The organism is Acinetobacter kookii (assembly GCF_900096895.1).
In the GTDB taxonomy this organism is placed as follows: Bacteria; Pseudomonadota; Gammaproteobacteria; order Pseudomonadales; family Moraxellaceae; genus Acinetobacter; species Acinetobacter kookii.
In genome coordinates, this window is sequence record NZ_FMYO01000002.1 from 174,592 (window position 1) to 193,048 (window position 18,457).

Annotated in this window: 20 protein-coding genes; 7 read left to right on the forward strand and 13 right to left on the reverse strand. The window is 44.4% G+C overall.

Going from position 1 to position 18,457, the window contains the following annotated elements; genetic code table 11:
• Window positions 1–30: 30 nt before the first annotated feature.
• A complete protein-coding gene (locus tag BLP85_RS05455) occupies window positions 31–984 on the reverse strand; it encodes a 2-hydroxyacid dehydrogenase (RefSeq protein ID WP_092819118.1) in 954 nt (317 codons plus the stop codon).
• Between the two features lie 453 nt (window positions 985–1,437).
• Complete coding sequence (locus BLP85_RS05460; RefSeq protein ID WP_092819119.1) at window positions 1,438–2,718, reverse strand: hypothetical protein; 1,281 nt, start codon at window positions 2,716–2,718, stop codon at window positions 1,438–1,440.
• Window positions 2,719–2,838: 120 nt separating this feature from the next.
• On the opposite strand from BLP85_RS05460, the gene BLP85_RS05465 reads away from it, so the two are divergent.
• Window positions 2,839–3,621: a class I SAM-dependent methyltransferase gene (locus BLP85_RS05465; protein ID WP_092819120.1), complete on the forward strand. Its 783-nt coding sequence runs from the start codon at window positions 2,839–2,841 to the stop codon at window positions 3,619–3,621.
• Between the two features lie 11 nt (window positions 3,622–3,632).
• Entirely contained in the window at window positions 3,633–4,247 is a 615-nt protein-coding gene (locus tag BLP85_RS05470; RefSeq protein ID WP_092819121.1) for a hypothetical protein, read from the forward strand.
• Window positions 4,248–4,311: 64 nt separating this feature from the next.
• On the opposite strand, the gene BLP85_RS05475 is transcribed toward BLP85_RS05470, so the two are convergent.
• The 3 genes from BLP85_RS05475 to BLP85_RS05485 all read right to left on the reverse strand — a co-directional run bounded on the left by BLP85_RS05475 (window position 4,312) and on the right by BLP85_RS05485 (window position 6,690).
• On the reverse strand, window positions 4,312–4,722 hold the full coding sequence (locus BLP85_RS05475; RefSeq protein WP_092819122.1) for a GFA family protein: 411 nt from the start codon (window positions 4,720–4,722) through the stop codon (window positions 4,312–4,314).
• 83 nt (window positions 4,723–4,805) lie between these two features.
• Window positions 4,806–6,008 carry a TIGR03862 family flavoprotein gene (locus tag BLP85_RS05480; protein ID WP_092819123.1) on the reverse strand — a complete coding sequence of 401 codons (1,203 nt, stop codon included), beginning with the start codon at window positions 6,006–6,008 and terminating at the stop codon, window positions 4,806–4,808.
• 7 nt (window positions 6,009–6,015) lie between these two features.
• Window positions 6,016–6,690, reverse strand: coding sequence for a class I SAM-dependent methyltransferase (locus BLP85_RS05485; RefSeq protein ID WP_171259663.1), 675 nt, complete (start codon window positions 6,688–6,690; stop codon window positions 6,016–6,018).
• An 84-nt stretch (window positions 6,691–6,774) separates the two neighbouring features.
• Here BLP85_RS05485 and BLP85_RS05490 point away from each other — a divergent pair, with 84 nt between their 5' ends.
• On the forward strand, window positions 6,775–6,960 hold the full coding sequence (locus BLP85_RS05490) for a DNA gyrase inhibitor YacG (protein WP_092819125.1): 186 nt from the start codon (window positions 6,775–6,777) through the stop codon (window positions 6,958–6,960).
• A gap of 601 nt (window positions 6,961–7,561) precedes the next feature.
• Window positions 7,562–7,747 (forward strand): hypothetical protein, encoded by a 186-nt coding sequence (locus BLP85_RS05495; RefSeq protein WP_092819126.1) that lies wholly within the window; start codon window positions 7,562–7,564, stop codon window positions 7,745–7,747.
• Between the two features lie 42 nt (window positions 7,748–7,789).
• Here BLP85_RS05495 and BLP85_RS05500 read toward each other — a convergent pair whose 3' ends face one another.
• The 5 genes from BLP85_RS05500 to BLP85_RS05520 all read right to left on the reverse strand — a co-directional run bounded on the left by BLP85_RS05500 (window position 7,790) and on the right by BLP85_RS05520 (window position 12,223).
• Window positions 7,790–8,434 carry an MBL fold metallo-hydrolase gene (locus tag BLP85_RS05500; protein ID WP_092819127.1) on the reverse strand — a complete coding sequence of 215 codons (645 nt, stop codon included), beginning with the start codon at window positions 8,432–8,434 and terminating at the stop codon, window positions 7,790–7,792.
• Between the two features lie 21 nt (window positions 8,435–8,455).
• Window positions 8,456–9,469 carry a ferrochelatase gene (gene hemH / locus BLP85_RS05505; protein WP_092819128.1) on the reverse strand — a complete coding sequence of 338 codons (1,014 nt, stop codon included), beginning with the start codon at window positions 9,467–9,469 and terminating at the stop codon, window positions 8,456–8,458.
• 66 nt (window positions 9,470–9,535) lie between these two features.
• A complete protein-coding gene (locus tag BLP85_RS05510) occupies window positions 9,536–10,564 on the reverse strand; it encodes a DUF4062 domain-containing protein (RefSeq protein ID WP_092819129.1) in 1,029 nt (342 codons plus the stop codon).
• A gap of 126 nt (window positions 10,565–10,690) precedes the next feature.
• Window positions 10,691–11,563 (reverse strand): glutamate racemase, encoded by an 873-nt coding sequence (gene murI, locus BLP85_RS05515; RefSeq protein ID WP_092819130.1) that lies wholly within the window; start codon window positions 11,561–11,563, stop codon window positions 10,691–10,693.
• 48 nt (window positions 11,564–11,611) lie between these two features.
• Window positions 11,612–12,223, reverse strand: a complete 612-nt coding sequence (locus BLP85_RS05520; RefSeq protein WP_092819131.1) for a DUF1285 domain-containing protein — start codon at window positions 12,221–12,223, stop codon at window positions 11,612–11,614.
• Window positions 12,224–12,407: 184 nt separating this feature from the next.
• Here BLP85_RS05520 and BLP85_RS05525 point away from each other — a divergent pair, with 184 nt between their 5' ends.
• Window positions 12,408–14,120 (forward strand): electron transfer flavoprotein-ubiquinone oxidoreductase, encoded by a 1,713-nt coding sequence (locus BLP85_RS05525; protein ID WP_092819132.1) that lies wholly within the window; start codon window positions 12,408–12,410, stop codon window positions 14,118–14,120.
• Between the two features lie 144 nt (window positions 14,121–14,264).
• On the opposite strand, the gene tusA is transcribed toward BLP85_RS05525, so the two are convergent.
• Window positions 14,265–14,522, reverse strand: coding sequence for a sulfurtransferase TusA (gene tusA, locus BLP85_RS05530; protein ID WP_092819133.1), 258 nt, complete (start codon window positions 14,520–14,522; stop codon window positions 14,265–14,267).
• A gap of 200 nt (window positions 14,523–14,722) precedes the next feature.
• Between tusA and BLP85_RS05535 the strand changes: the two genes are divergently transcribed.
• Window positions 14,723–15,562 (forward strand): HlyC/CorC family transporter, encoded by an 840-nt coding sequence (locus BLP85_RS05535; RefSeq protein WP_092819134.1) that lies wholly within the window; start codon window positions 14,723–14,725, stop codon window positions 15,560–15,562.
• A complete protein-coding gene (gene lnt / locus BLP85_RS05540; RefSeq protein ID WP_092819135.1) occupies window positions 15,559–17,118 on the forward strand; it encodes an apolipoprotein N-acyltransferase in 1,560 nt (519 codons plus the stop codon). Before BLP85_RS05535 ends, lnt begins: the two co-directional genes overlap by 4 nt.
• A gap of 201 nt (window positions 17,119–17,319) precedes the next feature.
• On the opposite strand, the gene BLP85_RS05545 is transcribed toward lnt, so the two are convergent.
• Together BLP85_RS05545 and gspG are read right to left on the reverse strand one after the other, a co-directional pair.
• Window positions 17,320–17,655: a hypothetical protein gene (locus tag BLP85_RS05545; RefSeq protein WP_092819136.1), complete on the reverse strand. Its 336-nt coding sequence runs from the start codon at window positions 17,653–17,655 to the stop codon at window positions 17,320–17,322.
• Between the two features lie 282 nt (window positions 17,656–17,937).
• Entirely contained in the window at window positions 17,938–18,441 is a 504-nt protein-coding gene (gspG, locus tag BLP85_RS05550; protein WP_092819137.1) for a type II secretion system major pseudopilin GspG, read from the reverse strand.
• Between the last annotated feature and the right edge of the window lie 16 nt (window positions 18,442–18,457).

Genomic DNA, 18,457 nt, shown 5'->3' on the forward strand with positions numbered 1-18,457 from the left:
CCTCTCATAGAGAGGCTTTTTTAATACAGATTAATTGACCTGTCGAATCGGCTGTCCTGCTTTAAAAGCCTGCACGTTCTGCTGCATCTGCTGCACAATCCGTTGCCGTGCATCCACACTGCCCCATGCACTGTGCGGAGTAATAATCAGGTTGGGAATGTCATCGGCCAAAAGTACATTTCCGTCTTTAGGCGGTTCCACCGTAAGCACATCGGTGGCAGCACCGGCAATTTTGCCCTGGCGTAAGGCTTCGGCAAGGGCGGCTTCATCAACGATTCCACCACGTGCACAGTTAATTAGAAATGCGCTCGGTTTCATGGCATCGAAGGCGTGGGCATCAATTAAATTGTGGGTGTCTTCAGTTAAAGGACAATGCAGGCTCAGGAAATCGACTTGGGGCAATAAATCTGCAAAAGGAATTCGACTGGCATCAGCTGGACGGTTCGGCAATGACCCGACCAAGACCTTCATGCCAAAAGCATCCGCCAGCTTCGCCACAGCCTGTCCCAGTTCACCATAACCGACAATACCCAGCGTTTTGCCGGACAGTTCGATAATCGGGAAATCCAGCAGACAGAATTGCGAAGCCTTATTCCACTCGCCTTGCTTTACGGCATGGTCGTATTTGAGTAATGAGGTTGCCAAAGCCAGCATCAAGCTTAACGTATGCTGAGCCACTGCGGCAGTGCCATAACCCTGACAGTTGCACACCACAATGCCCTGCTTACGTGCCTGAACCAGATCAATATTATTGGTGCCGGTTGCGGAAATTAAAATCAGTTTGAGATTGGGACATTGCTGCATGGTCGCTGCATCGACCACGACTTTATTACTGATAATGACCTCTGCCTCCTGCACTCGCTCGAGGAGCTGTGCCGGAGTCGTCGCTGGAAAAAGTGTCAGCTCATCAAATACAGTTTCAAGCTGACTGAAATCCAGATCATTTTTATCCAGCGATTCATAATCTAAAAATACGGCTTTCATGCTGCTTTCCTTGGCTGAGTTTGATGAATATCTAAAAATTATTGCCCAGACATTAAAAGCCAGTTTTACATTCTTTTTCAACCAAATTTAGAGATTAAAAATACAAAACCCACTATTTGGTGGGTTTGTTGATATGCAGTTGAATTGACTTGCGGATTGCATAGAACACATAGATTGCCAGAACAAACACGACAAGCATGCCCCCGCCCATAATGATATAAGTCGGATATAGACTGTGTGCAAAAGTATAGGAAGGTATGGATATAGAGATGAGGGTTAAAAGTACAGCCGGTATAAAATCACGTTTCATCCTTAAGCACCCGTTATTTGTTTATTGTTTAATTTTGAGTCATGAGAACTTGCCTTACCGCTCTATCTTAGACCGATTTAAAGATAAAGCAAGTGATCAAAATTAAAACAAATCGGGCATATGCTCAACCCTGAATCTGTAGGTTATAGGGCAGATACCGGTTCAGGCTGGGTCACAAATTGCGCCGTTTGCGGAGTATCTTCCAAGAACTCATGACTGCCATATTCGTTATTGCTCAAGTTTAAATGCTTATAACTGAGCAGATAAAAATCACTATATTTTTTAATGACCAAGGGATGCATACCGGCTGTTAAGGCGTCCTGTTCCCTGAACAATTTCATCACCTGCCGGTCATTCATGGCCACAATATAACGTTCATCATTCAATGCAATTTGTACCAGTCCACTGCCTTTGGCAAAGATTGGAATCAGAAATTTATGGTTCAGGGCAATGGCACTGGCGGCATAGCTTTCAATCTTCTGGCTAATCACATTAAATACCAGTCCATGACCAAAACAGTCCAATAACTGGCTACGACTTTCCTGCGGCAAATTGACCTGTATGCCCAGTTTCAATAGATCTTGCTGACTGACCTGTTTATTGCGCAGCAATTCCCTGAGTAAATTGTTTTTGAGCTTGGCATCAAAAAACTGGCTGTCCAGCTGCAAATCATTATTGACCAGAATGGAACCCAAGGCATTGCGGTGCCGGGGCAACAAGTTTTCAATGACTTTGCGATAGTAAAACTTGCTGTTTTTTTTCACCTGACGGATTTTGCGGTAAAAATAGATGGCATCAAACTTGTGCAGCAGAAAGTCACGCAACAATTCCGAGCTGGCCAGAACTGCAATGGCATCGTGTCCGGTGAAAGGCAGGTTCAGGGTCTGAATTTTTGGCAGCACCTGTTCCAGTTTTAAATAATGCGCACGGTCTTCCGGACAATAAGGATCATAGACCACAATATATTCACGTTCAGCTGCAACATCCTGTGGCTGAATGTGCATATTGGCATTCTGTTCAGGATCAAAGAACATGTTGTAGCGCGGGTCTTCGACATCTTTAGGATTGATGGAATACTGCGGCACCAGAGCCACCACGCGTTTTAAATCCAGCAGGTTGGAATACTTGATGACCGCATATCCGCCCATGGAACCGCCATAGCCAATACGGGTTTTAAACGGCGCAATCAGTTCCTGAATCTGGGCAAACATCACGCGCATTGAACTTTCAGGAAACCAGGATTTCTGCTTGGGCATGATGCCAATTACATTAAAGTCATATTTATGCAGGGATTTTTCGGCATTAATCGATAGTCCTTTGGCCCGGGTAATTAAATCGCCAAAAGAGAAAATCAGTTCATCCGATGAGCCTTTAAGAAAGATTGCACGAATTTGTTCGTCTTCAAAAATAATGTGTTTATCCATTTCCACACCGAAGCAAATCGGCCCTTTATCAGATTCAATACTACAAATAGACACCTTGCCTATTTACGAAAAGCGACTATGTTATTTTATAGATGCCATGAAGATTAAAAAGCGCAAAATATGACACAATCACTTCATCCTGCTGCTCAAAAAGGCTTCAGTTCTGCTGCTGAACTTTATCAACAAGTTCGGCCGAGTTATCCACAAGACATCGTCCATTGGCTACGCGATCAGCTCCAACTGGATGAACAGTCGCAGGTGGTTGATCTGGGTGCGGGCACTGGCAAATTCTTACCTTATTTAAAACAGCTGACCTCACACATCATTGCCATTGAGCCAATTCAGGCCATGCTGGCACAATTGCAACATGCCTATCCCGACATTCAAACGCTGCAGGCATCGAGTGAATCTCTGCCGTTAACGGCACATAGTATAGATGCTGTGGTCTGCGCACAATCCTTTCACTGGTTTGCCAATCTTGAATCATTAAGGCAAATTCATCAAGCGCTCAAACCGTCCGGGCATCTGGCACTAATCTGGAATCAGCGCGATGTTCAGGTCGACTGGGTCAAAGCGCTGGCAGACCGCATTCAACCTCTGGAGGGCAATACGCCACGTTATCACAGCGGCCAATGGAAAAAGGTCTTTGAACAGCAAGCACTGTTTCAGTTGGCAAATACCGAAACGTTTCAGCAGCAGCATGTTGGCACTGTGGAACAGGTGGTGTCCAAACGCCTGCTCTCTACCAGTTTTATTGCCACCCTGTCCGCACAAGAACAGCAGCAGTTAAAAGCTGAATTTGAACAGATCGTTTTAGAGTATACAGGCAAGCATCCCCAAGATGAAATTGCATTCCCCTATGTGACCTATGCCTATGACTTTAAAAAAATTGATCAGAAATAAAGGAACCCATCATGATAAAACTTCAACTCAAACACTGTGGTCTTCCTGTTTTACTGTGCTCAAGTGTACTGATGAGTGCCTGTGATCGTAAGCCAGATACCGTATCTCAAGGTGACAAGATTCAGCTTGAAGATAAGGTCATGCAGGAACTGATTACCGAACCAGTAAAAACGTTCCCACAAACCCCGGATGATCAACATGATATTGCCTTACTGACCGACTTCGACCAGCGTTTCAGCCAAATGAGTGACGAGATGGAAGATGAACTGGTCAAAATGGAGGATCAGGGTACACTGACGGATGAATTTGCCTATAACCGTAAACGTGACAATATTTACTCGGCTTTAACCATGCTCAAAGAACTGGATTTGAAAACCGAGCAAGGGCGTTATATTCAAGGGCTGATGGCAGAATACTGGCAGAATCAGGCCAAATTCTATGATGAAAACAAAGAAAAAACAGCAGAGCCGATTAAAAATTCAGCAAATCAAACCAAAGGCTTGGGTGAATTTTTACATGCCCAGGAACAGCTGGAACACTGGCAATCCCAATATCCGGACATGAATCAGGCCCAAGCAAAAAAAGCTGAGGCAGCCAAATCCGAAACCACTGAATCTGGCTACTAAAATTGCGGGCATAAAAAAGGGATCTTGTAATCCCTTGATCTTTTAACCGCAGGTTTCAGCATGACTAAGGTCGTTCATTATATTGTGGCAGGCCATCACAGATGCTATCCCACTCGGCCTTGGACGCCACAAAAATATGTTGCGTTGGCTTTTGCTGCAGCGGTGTATCCAGCGTATCGATTCTCAGGCGATACAAATCAGGGGTATCGGTTTTAATGCTGATAATCGGCGAGCCACAATCGCTACAGAAACAGCGCTGCGTGGTTTCGCTGGACTGAAACTTTTTCAGTAAATGTTCACCTTGCACAATGTGAAAATCGGCTTTTCGAATCGGTGCATTGGTGGCAAAGGCGCTGCCATTGGCCTTACGGCAACGCTGGCAATGGCATTGCACGATGTCGCCAATTTCGCCCCGAATTTCATAGCGCAAACCGCCACACAAACAACTTCCTGTATATCGCTTTTGTTCAGACATAACTGCTGCATTTTTTATCAAAATTGAGTATGCAACTTAGCATGCTTTAAATAGCAGTTCAAAACCGGCCGCATGATGTACTGTTATTTTTGTGCAGCCAGATAGGCATGTACACCCTCACCTGCAGCACGACCTGTCGCAAAACAGGCCGTAAGCAAATAGCCTCCGGTCGGTGCATCCCAATCCAGCATTTCGCCGCAACAAAATACATGCGGGTTGGACTTTAATTGCAGCTGCTCGGATAACACATCGCGTTTTACCCCACCGGCACAGCTAATGGCTTCTTCTATGGGGCGAAATCCCGTTAAAGCAATCGGTAGCTGTTTAATCTGCTGGGCCAAAGCTATTGGATCGTTCCATAGAGGTTTTGCAACCAGTTCACGCACCAGGCTGGCCTTCGCTGCATCCAGTCCCGCCTTACGCCAGACAGTGCTCAATGACTGCTTTTTACCCGGCTGTAATTTTTTCACCAATTGCTCCATGCTTTGCTCGGGAAGCAAATCCAGATACAGCTGCATGGCATGACCATTTTTCACTTGCTGGCGCAGTGCACGCCCCTGCTTATAGACCAGGCCACTTTCCAGACCATAATGGGTAATCACAATATCACCCATGCTTTTGGCTTGACCCTCTACCCAGGCTTCGACACGTTTTAAAGGCTGGCCAAAGACCGGCTGCATAAACTTGGACCAGGTACGCTCCACCCCGGCATTACTGGCCTGAAAGGCTTCAATGTCATGCGGAGAAAGCCATTGCTGCCATGCACCGTCACTGCCGAGTTGCGACCACGATACTGCCCCACAAGCCATAATGATGGCATCAAAATCCTGTTCGCTGTCTTGCTGTGTGGTTAAATCCCGAATACACAGTTGCCGATCTTTTAAATTCACGACCTGATGACGATAGTGAAATATCACCCCCTGTTCAGCCAGACGTTTTAGCCAGGCACGCAGCAAAGGAGCAGCCTTCATTTCTACCGGGAACACCCGTCCTGAGGAGCCGATATAGGATGCAATCCCCAAACCCGTCATCCATTGCTGAATCCATTGGGCATCCCATTTTTTTACCCAAGGAGCCAGCCATTCCGCCTGATCATAACGCTGAATAAACTGCTCAATAGGCTCGGCATGGGAAATATTCAGTCCGGTTTTACCCGCCATCAAAAACTTGCGTGCAGCAGACGGCTTTTGTTCATAGACATGAATCTCATAGCCATCTTGGCTCAAGACTTCTGCAGCCATTAACCCTGCGGGACCTGCCCCAATAATTGCAACACGCTTTTTCATAAACCACTCATTCAGCGTTTTTAATATCAGTTTCTGATGTTACAACTTGAACCGGATTCTGGCCTTGCAAAGGCTTAAAATCATCAAAGCGCGTACTGTAGCCTTCCGGCTTGCTGATGATCAGTTGCTGGCACAACTCCCCCCGTTCCAGATACTTAATTTCAAAATGGGTACGTGCCGAGGTGCCTGGAATCACTTCTTTGACAAAAGGCAATTTCCAGACTTCAATCAACTGCTGCTGTGCTTCTGCAATATATTCAGGAATGTTGCTGGCCAAAGTGACGGTACCACCCGGCTGTAAGCGTGACAGCAGAAATTCAAAAAATGGCATGTTTAACCAGCGCTGTGCCGGATTATGCGGTTCGGGATTTGGATAGAGAATAAAAAACTGCTGTACTTGAGCAGGCAATAAGGCATGCACAATCCACGGCATGGCATCGGCATGAATCGCCTGTAAATTCGTTTGTCCTTCCAGGACATGCTGTTTTTGCATGGCCAGATATTTTTCACGCGTGCGCTCAATGGCAATCAATTTTTTTTCAGGATGTTGAGCTGAAAACAGCAAGGCATGTTTACCTTTGCCGGCACCAATTTCCACACAAACGGGATCCGGGCGAATCATTTGAAAATCACGAGGTGCATGCATACGCTGTGCTTGAAATTGACGAATTGGCATAATCAGATCAAACTAACAAAAATCCGCTCAAGTCTAGCAAGAGCGACTGTATTTGCCTAATTGAATCCTTATTTTTATTCGGAGAATAACATGCCGCGCACTTTTCCGTGTCCACGCTGTGGTAAACCCACTCACTGGGAAGGCAATGAATTTCGTCCTTTTTGTTCAGAACGTTGCAAAATGATTGATCTGGGAGCCTGGGCGAATGATGAATATAAACTGCCGACTCAAGATGCCCCCCAAGCAGATAACAGTGGCGAACAAGATGATTTTTAATCATCTTGCGTGATCCGCAGGAAAATTATCTACAGGTGAATAAAAGGGATTGATTCACCTTAGTCAAATGGATTGGAAAGCATTTTCCTATATTCCAAACCCAAAAGAATAATAAAAAAAATCAGAAGGATACCAATCGCCGTGATGAGCATATCGTGGCTATAAATCCCCAAGCCCAAACACACCAACATTAGAATAGTAAATATAAACAGTGTTATTTTTGTAAATAGTAGCTTCACAATTCATCCCTCAAAATAATAAACCATAAATCACGTGATACAAGTCAGCCTTTTATAGAGAAATGTTCATGTGCCTATAAATTTGTTTCTTATTTTCTTCATTACGTAATTCAAATTTACCCACAAAAACAACTTAAAAACAGTTTTTTACAACTGTTAAATTCATATCGTTTACCGATAAAAAGAATAACCTGTACTCACTTTTTAAACTATAATCCTTCTACAAGAATAGCAATAAAATTTTTCTTAATTGAACACTTAAAACTAAACTTAAAAACAGTACAGTTGGGCTATAACCGCCTTATAACGATAAAAAAACTAACAATGATAAATCTTAAAAATGATAAAAAAAGGAGAACTCCATGGGTCTTTGGTGCTTAAAAGTTCTATTTTTTCTGTTTGTTGGCTTCAGTATTGTGGGGCTGATTTTTGGAATTTATACCCATGATGGCATTATTATTGCGATTGGCATTTTATTCATACTGGCAGCCATTATCATTGCACTGGAATTAAAACAGCTAAGCAGTGGACCCTTTCACCGAGATTGATGCAATAATTCATCAATCTCGTACAGGAAAAACAAAAAAGAATTAACCCGCTTTACCTGCTACGAAGGGATTATGCTTTTTTTCAAAACCAATGGTACTTAAGGGACCATGACCGGAAATAAATTGCGTTTCATCCGGCAAACTAAAACATTCACGTTGAATGGAATCAAGCAGCTGCTGATGATTGCCGCGCGGGAAATCGGTCCGTCCAATAGACCCTTTAAACAGTACATCGCCTGTCCATAACAGGCCATAGTTTTTGTTATAGAACATCACATGACCCGGCGTATGACCCGGAGCAAAACGAACTTCAAATTCTTCCTCTCCCAGCTTTAAAACTTCTCCACCTTCAAGCCATTGAGTCACCTCTACCTTTTCTGGAACAGGAAAACCATAACGTTGAGATACTTCCTGAATCATGTCGAGCCAGAAGGCATCTTCCTTGTGCGGACCAATTACCGGCACATTCCAGACCTTGCTTAAAGCACCTACCGCACCGGCATGATCCAGATGCCCATGGGTCAGCCATAAGGCTTTTACTTTCAGCCCCAAAGCTTCCACCTCGGCTTGTAGTTTTTCCGCTTCACCGCCCGCATCAATCAAAATGGCTTCTTTAGATTCAGCATCCCAAACAATTGAACAGTTTTGCTGAAATGCCGTGACCGGCACAATTTTGACTTGCAGCATGATAATGAAACCTCGGAGAAATTAGTGAGCGAATGTTTGCTTTAATCCATCAAGATTAGCCCGAAGCAGTGTGCTGAGCAAGGCGATATGATCTGGACGACAATTTAAGGCCGGAATGTAGGCATATTCTCCACCACCTGCCGACTGGAATATTTCAGCATTTTGCAGCGCTAACTCTTCCAGTGTTTCCAGACAGTCTGCAGAAAAGGCAGGACTCATGACCTGAACCGATTTCACCCCTTGCTTGCCCCATTCTTCCAGCAAGGCATCGGTATAAGGTTTTACCCACTCCTGTTTTCCAAAACGCGACTGGAAACTGATGGCCCATTGCTCCCCGGATAAGCCCAATGCATCGGCCAATAATTGTGCCGTGACACGGCAGCGTTCTGCATAAGGATCGCCTTTATCGGCATAAGGCTGAGGGATGCCGTGGAATGACATCAACAGTTTTTCTGGCTGGCCATGTACGGTCTGATAGTCCCGGACACTTTGCGCCAGCGCCTGGATAAATGCGGGATGCTGATAATAATCGCGAATAATGGACAGACCGGGCAAATTGCGCTGCGTCAAAATCCATTTTGCCAGGGCATCATATAAAGGTGCTGTTGAGGTGGCTGAATACTGTGGAAATAAAGGCAATAAAATAATGTGATCTGGAATGTCCTGTGATAAGCGATTCAAGGCAGAATCAATGCCTGGATTGCCATAGGTCATGGCAGGAATAATGTTGAGTTCAAATTCAGGATATTGTCCGGTCAATGCTTTCTTTACTTCAATGACTTGATTCAATAGCACTTCACGCATGGGAGAATCTTGCTGCCACACCATTTCATAGGCATGGGCCACACGCTTGGGACGAAAAGGCAAGATAAACAGCCGTAAAATGATTTGCCAGATCGGTTTTGGGATTTCAATGACACGCTGATCGGACAGAAACTGCTTCAAAAACCGACGAACTGCAGGGACCGTGGGTTGGTCCGGCGTACCCAAATTGGCCAAAATAATCGTGACTTTCGTTTTAGGTGCAGAAGACATCAAACCCTTTTCCAATAGAAATGAACTGCTTTACTTTAACAGCTTTCTGCACTTTCTCTATATGGATTAAAACGCAGATTTAAATTGAAAAACACGATCATTATCCAGCAAATTACTTTCAAGTAGCTTTTGTCCCTTGAGGGTCAGCTGCCAGAGCATTCGTTGACGGTCATCCCGGCCTGACGGCACAATCCAGTCATTTTGACGCATTTGCAGCTTAATACTGTGTAAGGCACGAATATTAATTTGTGCACGGGCAACGGCATGGGCACGTGGCATTTCCATCCGGGCATCTGCCAGACCCGTCTCATTCAAATAATCATTGATGCATTTGGAAAAATATTCTTCTGGTGTTGGATTGACAAACATGCTGCCCAAAATAGACAGGAGCTGAGCCCAGGTGAGTTTCTTCTGAATTTTCAGTTCTTTAAAATTACCATCTTGGTAAGCATGCATACGATATTCAAATGAAAACAGTTCATTCATGGAAACTTTAGGTAAAGACAGGAACGGGTCTACTTCCCGTTTTCCGACTTCGGTTTCCAGCTGTTCAATTTTGGCTTTCAGTTGATCAATTTGATCATGTAAAGCCTGGGTGTTTTGCGGTCGAACCCATCCCGATACCGGATAGCGCTCCAGCATTTGCGACATGTTAAAACGTACGGCCATTTCCAGATCACGCAGGCTACGGTAAGTAAAAATCTGATCCACTTCTTGTTGTAATAATTTACGGAATTCTAGAAATTTTTCGCGCAATTCAGGTTTTTGATCATGTAAAGACTCATCACGTGATGCAGGATCTTCATGCATAAAGACAATAATCGGTTTCTGTTTGGTGACCGCATAAATATATTCCAGATGCATATAACCCACACCTGACACAGATTGTTCACCATACTGACTGCCTACCAGCAGGACCACATAATCGCAATCATCAATCTGACGACGTGCAAACGCGGTGCTTAATGGCGTTCGCTGTTCTAATCCCCAAGAAAAGAAACCCATGCCCACTAAAGTTTGAGCTAAAACGATGCGTTCCGGCTGCATTTCACTGCCAGAAGTAGAAATAAAAACCTGATAACGCTTATCGAGCATTGGTTATCCTCTTCCAATTGCTTATTACATCCTGACTGATACATCCTGAGCAGTCCCGATATAATTCAGCGACCCCAATATAAAAATTTTTTAATATATTTCAAAAGACTAGCCGCATTTGTTTATTTATTCAACACCAATATTACGAATATCCCAAGTCAAATCTTCTTGAATCAGGTACTGCAGCACAGTTTTTAAATGTTCTGCATTATTGCCACTCACATAGCACTCGATGCGTAAGCCATTATTTTGTTCTTGCTCAAATAACAATTGATTTTTGATCAAAATACGGGCTGTTTGTCGCGCAACTGCCAGTCCAGAGTCAATTAATGTCAGTTTCTGACCAAATATAGACTGAATTGCAGATTTTAGGAAGGGATAATGTGTGCAACCCAAAACTAAATAATCGGCTCCCTGATCAACCACAGGTTGCAAAATTGCTTTTAAGGTCGCTAAACATGCCTCGCTCATCTGTGCGCCACTTTCCACAAAAGGCACCAAATCCAGACAGGTGACAGGAATAACCTGCACATTGGCGGGAATTGCAAAACGCTGGATCACGTCTTTAATCAGCTGACCACGAAAGGTTGCAGGCGTGGCAAGCACAGCCACGGTTTTGGATTTAGTTTGCAAAACGGCCGGTTTCAGTGCCGGTACCAGACCGATAATAGGAAAATTTTCTCCATAATAATCACGTAAATAATCCAGACTGAATGCAGACGCGGTATTGCATGCAACAACTGCGACTTTACACCCCTTCCGATATAGCCACTCAATGGCATGCGCCGTAAGCTCACGAATTTCCTGATCTTTTCGTGGGCCATACGGTACATGTGCAGTATCAGCATAATAAACAATACGTTCTTTGGGCAAATGTCTGGCAATTTCTTGTGCGACAGACAAACCACCTATTCCAGAATCAAAAATCCCGATGGGTGCATCAGCATGTGCCTTAGGCATTGGATCGATTAAAGGATAAACAGGATGAATGGCTGTCATGGTTTCACTTTCAGCAGTTCAAGAAATCGGAAGATCAAAGCTTAAACCTCAGGTGCCCAATTGCAAGTAAAAATCGCCACTTTGTAAGCTTAAAATGGTTTCATTTTTGTCATTTTCAAGCAGCTGTCCCATTTCAATTAAATGAAAAAAAGCAGAACGTTGAATTAATGCATTGATGCCAAAACGCACGTGTACATATGGACGCAATTCACTTTCATATTCACGCATAAAAATCGGATGCTGCTGATCCACAATCACGATATCCTGAGTGGTCGTGGTGAATTGAATATAAGTCTTTCCATCAATCTCGACCTGATCCACCTGATTGACAAATAAAGGCTCATCTTCTACTTCAATTTCAATCTGCTCAACCGGGGTCTTTAAGTAGAATTTGCCCTGTTCTTTCCAGAGCACGGTTGAGAACAGGTCAATCAGGGCTTGTCGTTTAATCAATTGACCTTCGTGCCACCATTCTCCATTGGCTTTTACCTTTAAATCCATTGTCCCACAATGCTTTGGGTTGAATTGATCCAATGGGGGTATTGACCTTTTGTGACCGGCCTGTGCATCTTTTAAGTATTGTGCAATGCCTTTTAAATTTTTATCATCGGGAATAGCTACTTTTTTCGTCGGATTTGGTGAATTATTTTGATTAATCATGACTAAAGACCCTGCTGACGGAAAAATAATATGATTCAGCCAATTGGCTAGATCGAGGTTTAAAACTATACTAGCCCACAATATAAAAGGCACGATATTAAAATTGTGTCTGGGCACACAGAATACTCATGGCAGCACCGGAATAATGACGGTTGCCACCTTCTAATCATATGAGGAATCCTACATGGAACACATCGAACGTGAATCGATGGAGTTTGACGTCGTCATCGTAGGTGCAGGACCGGCCGGTCTTTCTGCAGCGATCAAGATCCGTCAACTTGCAATTGAAAACAACCTGAACGATCTGTCGGTTTGTGTGGTGGAAAAAGGCTCTGAAGTCGGTGCGCATATCCTGTCCGGTGCAGTACTGGAACCACGTGCCATGAATGAGCTGTTCCCGAACTGGAAGGAAGAAGGTGCCCCTTTAAATGTGCCAGTAACCGAAGACAAGACCTATTTCCTGCTCTCGGATGAAAAATCACAGGAAGCCCCGCACTGGATGGTGCCTAAAACCATGCATAACGACGGCAACTATGTCATCTCGCTGGGCAACGTGGTGCGCTGGTTGGGCCAAAAAGCGGAAGAGCTGGAAGTGTCGATCTTCCCGGGCTTTGCCGCATCGGAAATTCTCTATCATGCAGATGGTTCGGTAAAAGGCATCCAGACCGGTGACATGGGCATTGGCAAGGATGGCGAACCGACACATAACTTCACTCCAGGCTATGAACTGCATGCCAAATACACCCTGTTTGCTGAAGGCTGCCGTGGCCACCTCGGCAAGCGTTTAATTGCCAAATACAACCTCGATAAAGATTCAGATCCGCAGCACTACGGGATCGGCATTAAGGAACTGTGGGAAATCGACCCGGCGAAACACAAGCCAGGTCTGGTGATGCACGGTGCCGGCTGGCCGTTAAACGAAACCGGTTCGTCAGGCGGCTGGTGGCTGTACCACGCTGAAAACAATCAGGTGACTTTGGGCATGATCGTCGATCTGTCCTATACCAACCCGCATATGTATCCGTTTATGGAAATGCAGCGCTGGAAAACCCATCCCCTGATCAAGCAGTATCTGGAAGGTGGCAAGCGCATTTCTTATGGCGCGCGTGCCGTGACCAAAGGCGGCTTTAACTCGCTGCCGAAATTCACCTTCCCGGGCGGTAGCCTGATTGGTGATGATGCCGGCTTCCTGAACTTTGCCAAAATCAAGGGTTCGCATACCGCAATGAAATCCGGCATGCTCTGCGGTGAAGCGGTATTTGAAGCGATTGCTGCCGGTGTAGCAAAAGGCGGTGACCTGGCCGTTGCGCGTGTGACGGAAGGCGAAGACTTGTTTGCCAAAGAACTGACTGCTTACACCGACAAGTTTAACAACAGCTGGCTGAAAGAAGAATTATATAATTCGCGTAACTTTGGCCCGGCAATGCACAAGTTTGGCCAGTGGCTTGGCGGTGCGTTTAACTTTATCGACCAGAACGTGTTTAAGGTGCCATTTACCCTGCACGACCTGGTGACGGATTTCGGTGCGCTGAAAACCGTGGATGCGGTGAACTTCAAGCCGAACTATCCAAAACCGGATGGCAAGCTGACCTTTGACCGTTTATCTTCGGTGTTTGTATCCAACACGGTACATGAAGAAAACCAGCCAGCACACTTGAAGCTGACCGATGCCTCGATTCCGGTGAACGTCAACCTGCCAAAATGGGATGAACCGGCACAGCGCTACTGCCCGGCGGGGGTATACGAAATCATGGAAAATGATGACGGTTCGAAACGCTTCCAGATCAATGCAGCCAACTGTGTACACTGCAAGACCTGTGACATCAAGGATCCTTCACAGAACATCACCTGGGTAACGCCGGAAGGCGGTGGTGGTCCAAACTACCCGAATATGTAATGAGTCTCAGTTGAGATATAAAATAAACCCGCTAAAAAGCGGGTTTATTTTTAGAGATTAAAACACCTTAAAATTTAAGTCGTAAGTGATGAATCAATCTTTCAATCACACATCTCTAATCACGTATTTTAAATAAAAAAATCATTAACCCTTCTTCACCAGATAATGGAACTCTTTATTGCCGTTTTCATCTAAACATTCTTCCTGCAATAACAGCTCATGTCCCAAATGCATGCAGAATTTTGGAATATCCCAAGAAGTTGAATTATCTGTTGCAAATACTTCCACCACATCGCCAGACTTGGATTTACGAATCGCCTGATGCAACATCATCACCGGTTCAGGGCAACGTAATCCACGGGTATTTAATTGAATGCTTGGAATGACAGAGGGTTCAGACATCAGAAAACTCAGGTTTAAAATCTGCGGTTATTTTAGCATAAACATAAAGGTCCGGTGATATGCTGGAAAATGAAGGAGATAGCCTGATTTTATGACCTAATTAACTCTGATTTAGATGAAGATTAGCGATAGACAACTGTATTTTCTACGGTATGATTAAAATTACATTTTTTAGATATTAAGCGTCTTTAGGAAAGATCATGCACGAGGAATCAGGCCCGTCGTGGGGCATGCGCGGCTTACGCAAATGGCTAAGTACAGCACCCGAAACTCGCGACGAACTGTTAAAATTAGTACAAGATTCACGTCGTTTTTTAGAACCCGATACTGTTGCCATGCTTGAAGGCGTGCTTGACCTTCCGGCAACCAAGATTCGTGAGGTCATGACCCCACGAACCGCCATGATCAGCTTGCAAGAAGATGATCAGCTGCTCGATATTCTGCATGTCCTGGTAGAATCTGCACATTCACGTTTTCCTGTTTTTTCATCTGATCAACCGGATAATGTAGTCGGCATTTTATTGGCCAAAGATCTGTTGCCTTTCCTGACCGAACCTACCTCCAAAGTGGATATTCGCGCCTTAATGCGCCAACCGCTGTTTGTGCCGGAAAGCGCCCGTTCCGATCAGGTCATGCGGATGTTGAAAAACACCCAGACCCATATTGCAGTGGTGATTGATGAATATGGCACGACTTCAGGTCTGGTCACTTTAGAAGACATTCTGGAAGAAATTGTCGGTGAAATTGAAGACGAACACGACAAGGTGGATGAAGAAGCCCAGTACATTATTCCCGATAACGATCCGCACACGGCGAATACCTGGCTGGTTCAGGCACTTACACCAATTGAACACTTTAACAATGTTTTAGATGCTGATTTTTCCGATGATGAAGTAGAAACTGTCGGCGGTTTATTGCTTCAAGAAATGGGTCTAGTCAGCGATTTACAAGGTCAAGTGATTGAACTTGAAAATTGGGAATTTACCATTTTAGAAGCAGATGCACGTACTATTCATCTGATTCGAGCTGTCCGTAAATGAGAACTTACTTTGATAAGCTGTTAAATTCATCTCAACAACACAAGCAGCTCCCTTTTATTTATCCCTTTTTAATTTCGCTTTTTTCAGGGGCCGTGTTCAGTTTTGCACTGGCACCTTATTATTACTGGTGGCTGGCCATATTGTCTCCAGCTTTGCTCTATGCTTCGCTGCGTAAACGCTCTGCTCCACAGGCTTTTTTCATTGGCTGGGCTTATGGCTTTGGCTTGTGGTTTGTCGGGGCCTTCTGGCTGTATACCTCAATCCATGTTTATGGGGATACCAGTGCTTTCTTAAGCGTACTGATGATTGCCTTCATGGCCTTGGTGATGGGGCTATTTACCGCGCTGCAAACCTGGATCTATCGGCGCTTTTTCCCAGAAACACCCCTGACTTTTGCACCGCTGTGGATATTCTTCGAGTGGGCCAAAACCTGGGTATTTACCGGTTTTCCCTGGCTATTTGTCGGTTATGCCTTTACCGAACGTTTCCTGGATAGCTATGCGCCCTTATTCGGTATTTTCGGTGTATCGTTTGTGGTGATTATACTGGCCTGTGCGCTGGTGGAAATTCTGAATAAGCGAGTGTTCTGGATCATCCCCTCAGCCATCTTGCTGCTGGGTGCCTGGGGAGCTTCTTATCTTCAATTTGTTGAAAAAAAAGCTGAAAAATCGCTTTCCGTTTCCCTGATTCAGGGCAATATTCCGCAAGACCTGAAATGGCTGACCGAATACCAGATCAAAACCTTGATGATCTATGCCAATCTAAGCCGGACCGAATGGGGACGGGATCTGATCGTCTGGCCAGAGTCATCCATTCCGATGTTCCAGACGGATATTGAACCGTTTTTAGATGCCATGAAAGTTCAGGCCAATAAAACCGGAACAGCGTGGGTGACGGGTATCCCCTACTGGGATTTGAAAGAATCACAAATTGAACAACACCCGATGTACTACAACAGCATTATGGCAAGCGGTGATGAATCGAACGGCCTGTATAAAAAACAGCGTCTGGTTCCTTTTGGTGAGTATGTGCCTTTATCTGGCTGGCTCAGCTGGGTACTGCCTGCATTGCAAAATGATCCGTCCATGAGCGGTTTTTCTCGCGGAGCACGCGACCAGAAACCGTTAAATGTGAAAAATCATGCACTGGGTGCGGCCATTTGCTATGAAGTGGCTTATCCCAACCTGACCCGTCGCAATGCCAGTCAAAGTGATTACTTGGTCACTGTATCCAATGATGCCTGGTTTACTGGAACGGCGGGACCTTGGCAGCATTTGCAGATGGTACAGATGCGTGCCAAAGAAAATGGACGCTGGTTTATTCGTGCAACCAATACCGGGGTGACGGCCTTTATCGATCATCACGGACATATTGTCAAACAGGCACCGACCGATCAAAGTGCGATTCTTCGTGGGGAACTGCCTGCGATGCAGGGTGAAACCCTGTATATGCGCTTCAGTGATTGGCCAGTATTGATTGTGTCATTATTACTATTACTGCTGGGTTGGCGCTTCCGCCCACGTAAGGTGGATGTTTCGTTTAAATCACGGCGTTGAACTTCCATCTGAGCTCCCTTCTTCAAGGGAGAAACAGTCCCCCTTTCGAAAAGGTGAGCAGTACACTGCGCAAGGAGGGGGATTAAATATTTTCACAAGCCCCAACAAACCCCACCCAACCTCCCTTTTTCAAAGGGTGGAGCCTTTTAAAAGTAATAAAAAAACCGAGATATTTATCTCGGTTTTTTTATGCACTGGATTTTATAATTGTGTGACGAGATAAGAAATCATGCTTGCTAAAAACAACATGGGAATGTAACGATAAATGCTCACTATACTTTGTTCTAAAACTGAAGACTGTTCTTGTTTTAATCTTAATACAGTCGCTTTTAATGCAGACCAAAAGCACAGTACAAACAGGGCACTGAATAAACTGATGGCAAAAAATCCGACCATAATCTGGCTACTGCCTTCCGTCGCATTCCATAAGTTTAAAATGCCTTGACTGATGGGAAGTAAGCTCAAAATTAAAAGAACAGACTTGAGCATGGTCCAATGAAATTGGTTAATTTCATCCGATATTATAAATGCTTTCATTCTATTCTCCTTGGCTAAAAAATGCCTTTAAGAATATTATGCTCAGTTTTAATTAAATAAAAAGACTATGTATCTGGATACTTTACAATTATTGTAATCAATAAATATGGGAATCATTCTTATTATAACCCTTAAATCATGATTATTATATAATTTGTTTTAAATTCAATATCTTAATATATATTTTATAATTAAGATTTATTATCACTTCATCCTCTATTGAATAACCAGATGAAGTGAAGTGATATATTTTATACCCTTAAAATAATTAAGGATTTTTAATTAAGGCTGATAATAAATATCGGCATCGGTATCTTCACCGCCTTCTTTACCGTCGGCGCCAAAAGAATATAAATCGAATGCCCGACCTTCAGCACCGGGAATCACATATTGAATATCATTGTCCCAGCTGTCTTTCGGATAACCCCCTTTGACATAACCGCCCTGCATCCAGTTTTTAGCCGAAGCCGGCTGATTTACCAAGGCATCTAAACCGCCATCTTGCATGGACGGATATTTCCCATTATCCAGTTTGTATTGGTCTAAAGCCCCGGCAACGCCTTTCAAGGTAATGGAAGTGGTATCAACCTTGGCTTTTTCACCGCGCCCCATCACATTAGGAACAATCAGTGCAGCCAATACACCTAAAATTACAATCACCACCATCACTTCAATGAGGGTAAAGCCTGAGGCACGATTCATTCGAGTGCCACTCGAGCGTGCCGCAAGTCCGAAAGCTGTGCTTGAGGAGGAGATTTCATTCACAACCGGTTCAGTCTTTTTCATTCAATTTCTCTCATTC

Excerpts from the sequence above, each read along its gene's own strand:
- BLP85_RS05455 (WP_092819118.1), bottom strand. The coding sequence starts at position 984 with ATGAAAGCCGTATTTTTAGATTATGAATCGCTGGATAAAAATGATCTG.
- BLP85_RS05460 (WP_092819119.1), bottom strand. The coding sequence starts at position 2,718 with ATGGATAAACACATTATTTTTGAAGACGAACAAATTCGTGCAATCTTT.
- BLP85_RS05465 (WP_092819120.1), top strand. The coding sequence starts at position 2,839 with ATGACACAATCACTTCATCCTGCTGCTCAAAAAGGCTTCAGTTCTGCT.
- BLP85_RS05470 (WP_092819121.1), top strand. The coding sequence starts at position 3,633 with ATGATAAAACTTCAACTCAAACACTGTGGTCTTCCTGTTTTACTGTGC.
- BLP85_RS05475 (WP_092819122.1), bottom strand. The coding sequence starts at position 4,722 with ATGTCTGAACAAAAGCGATATACAGGAAGTTGTTTGTGTGGCGGTTTG.
- BLP85_RS05480 (WP_092819123.1), bottom strand. The coding sequence starts at position 6,008 with ATGAAAAAGCGTGTTGCAATTATTGGGGCAGGTCCCGCAGGGTTAATG.
- BLP85_RS05490 (WP_092819125.1), top strand. The coding sequence starts at position 6,775 with ATGCCGCGCACTTTTCCGTGTCCACGCTGTGGTAAACCCACTCACTGG.
- BLP85_RS05495 (WP_092819126.1), top strand. The coding sequence starts at position 7,562 with ATGGGTCTTTGGTGCTTAAAAGTTCTATTTTTTCTGTTTGTTGGCTTC.
- BLP85_RS05500 (WP_092819127.1), bottom strand. The coding sequence starts at position 8,434 with ATGCTGCAAGTCAAAATTGTGCCGGTCACGGCATTTCAGCAAAACTGT.
- hemH (WP_092819128.1), bottom strand. The coding sequence starts at position 9,469 with ATGTCTTCTGCACCTAAAACGAAAGTCACGATTATTTTGGCCAATTTG.
- BLP85_RS05510 (WP_092819129.1), bottom strand. The coding sequence starts at position 10,564 with ATGCTCGATAAGCGTTATCAGGTTTTTATTTCTACTTCTGGCAGTGAA.
- murI (WP_092819130.1), bottom strand. The coding sequence starts at position 11,563 with ATGACAGCCATTCATCCTGTTTATCCTTTAATCGATCCAATGCCTAAG.
- BLP85_RS05520 (WP_092819131.1), bottom strand. The coding sequence starts at position 12,223 with ATGATTAATCAAAATAATTCACCAAATCCGACGAAAAAAGTAGCTATT.
- BLP85_RS05525 (WP_092819132.1), top strand. The coding sequence starts at position 12,408 with ATGGAACACATCGAACGTGAATCGATGGAGTTTGACGTCGTCATCGTA.
- tusA (WP_092819133.1), bottom strand. The coding sequence starts at position 14,522 with ATGTCTGAACCCTCTGTCATTCCAAGCATTCAATTAAATACCCGTGGA.
- BLP85_RS05535 (WP_092819134.1), top strand. The coding sequence starts at position 14,723 with ATGCACGAGGAATCAGGCCCGTCGTGGGGCATGCGCGGCTTACGCAAA.
- lnt (WP_092819135.1), top strand. The coding sequence starts at position 15,559 with ATGAGAACTTACTTTGATAAGCTGTTAAATTCATCTCAACAACACAAG.
- BLP85_RS05545 (WP_092819136.1), bottom strand. The coding sequence starts at position 17,655 with ATGAAAGCATTTATAATATCGGATGAAATTAACCAATTTCATTGGACC.
- gspG (WP_092819137.1), bottom strand. The coding sequence starts at position 18,441 with ATGAAAAAGACTGAACCGGTTGTGAATGAAATCTCCTCCTCAAGCACA.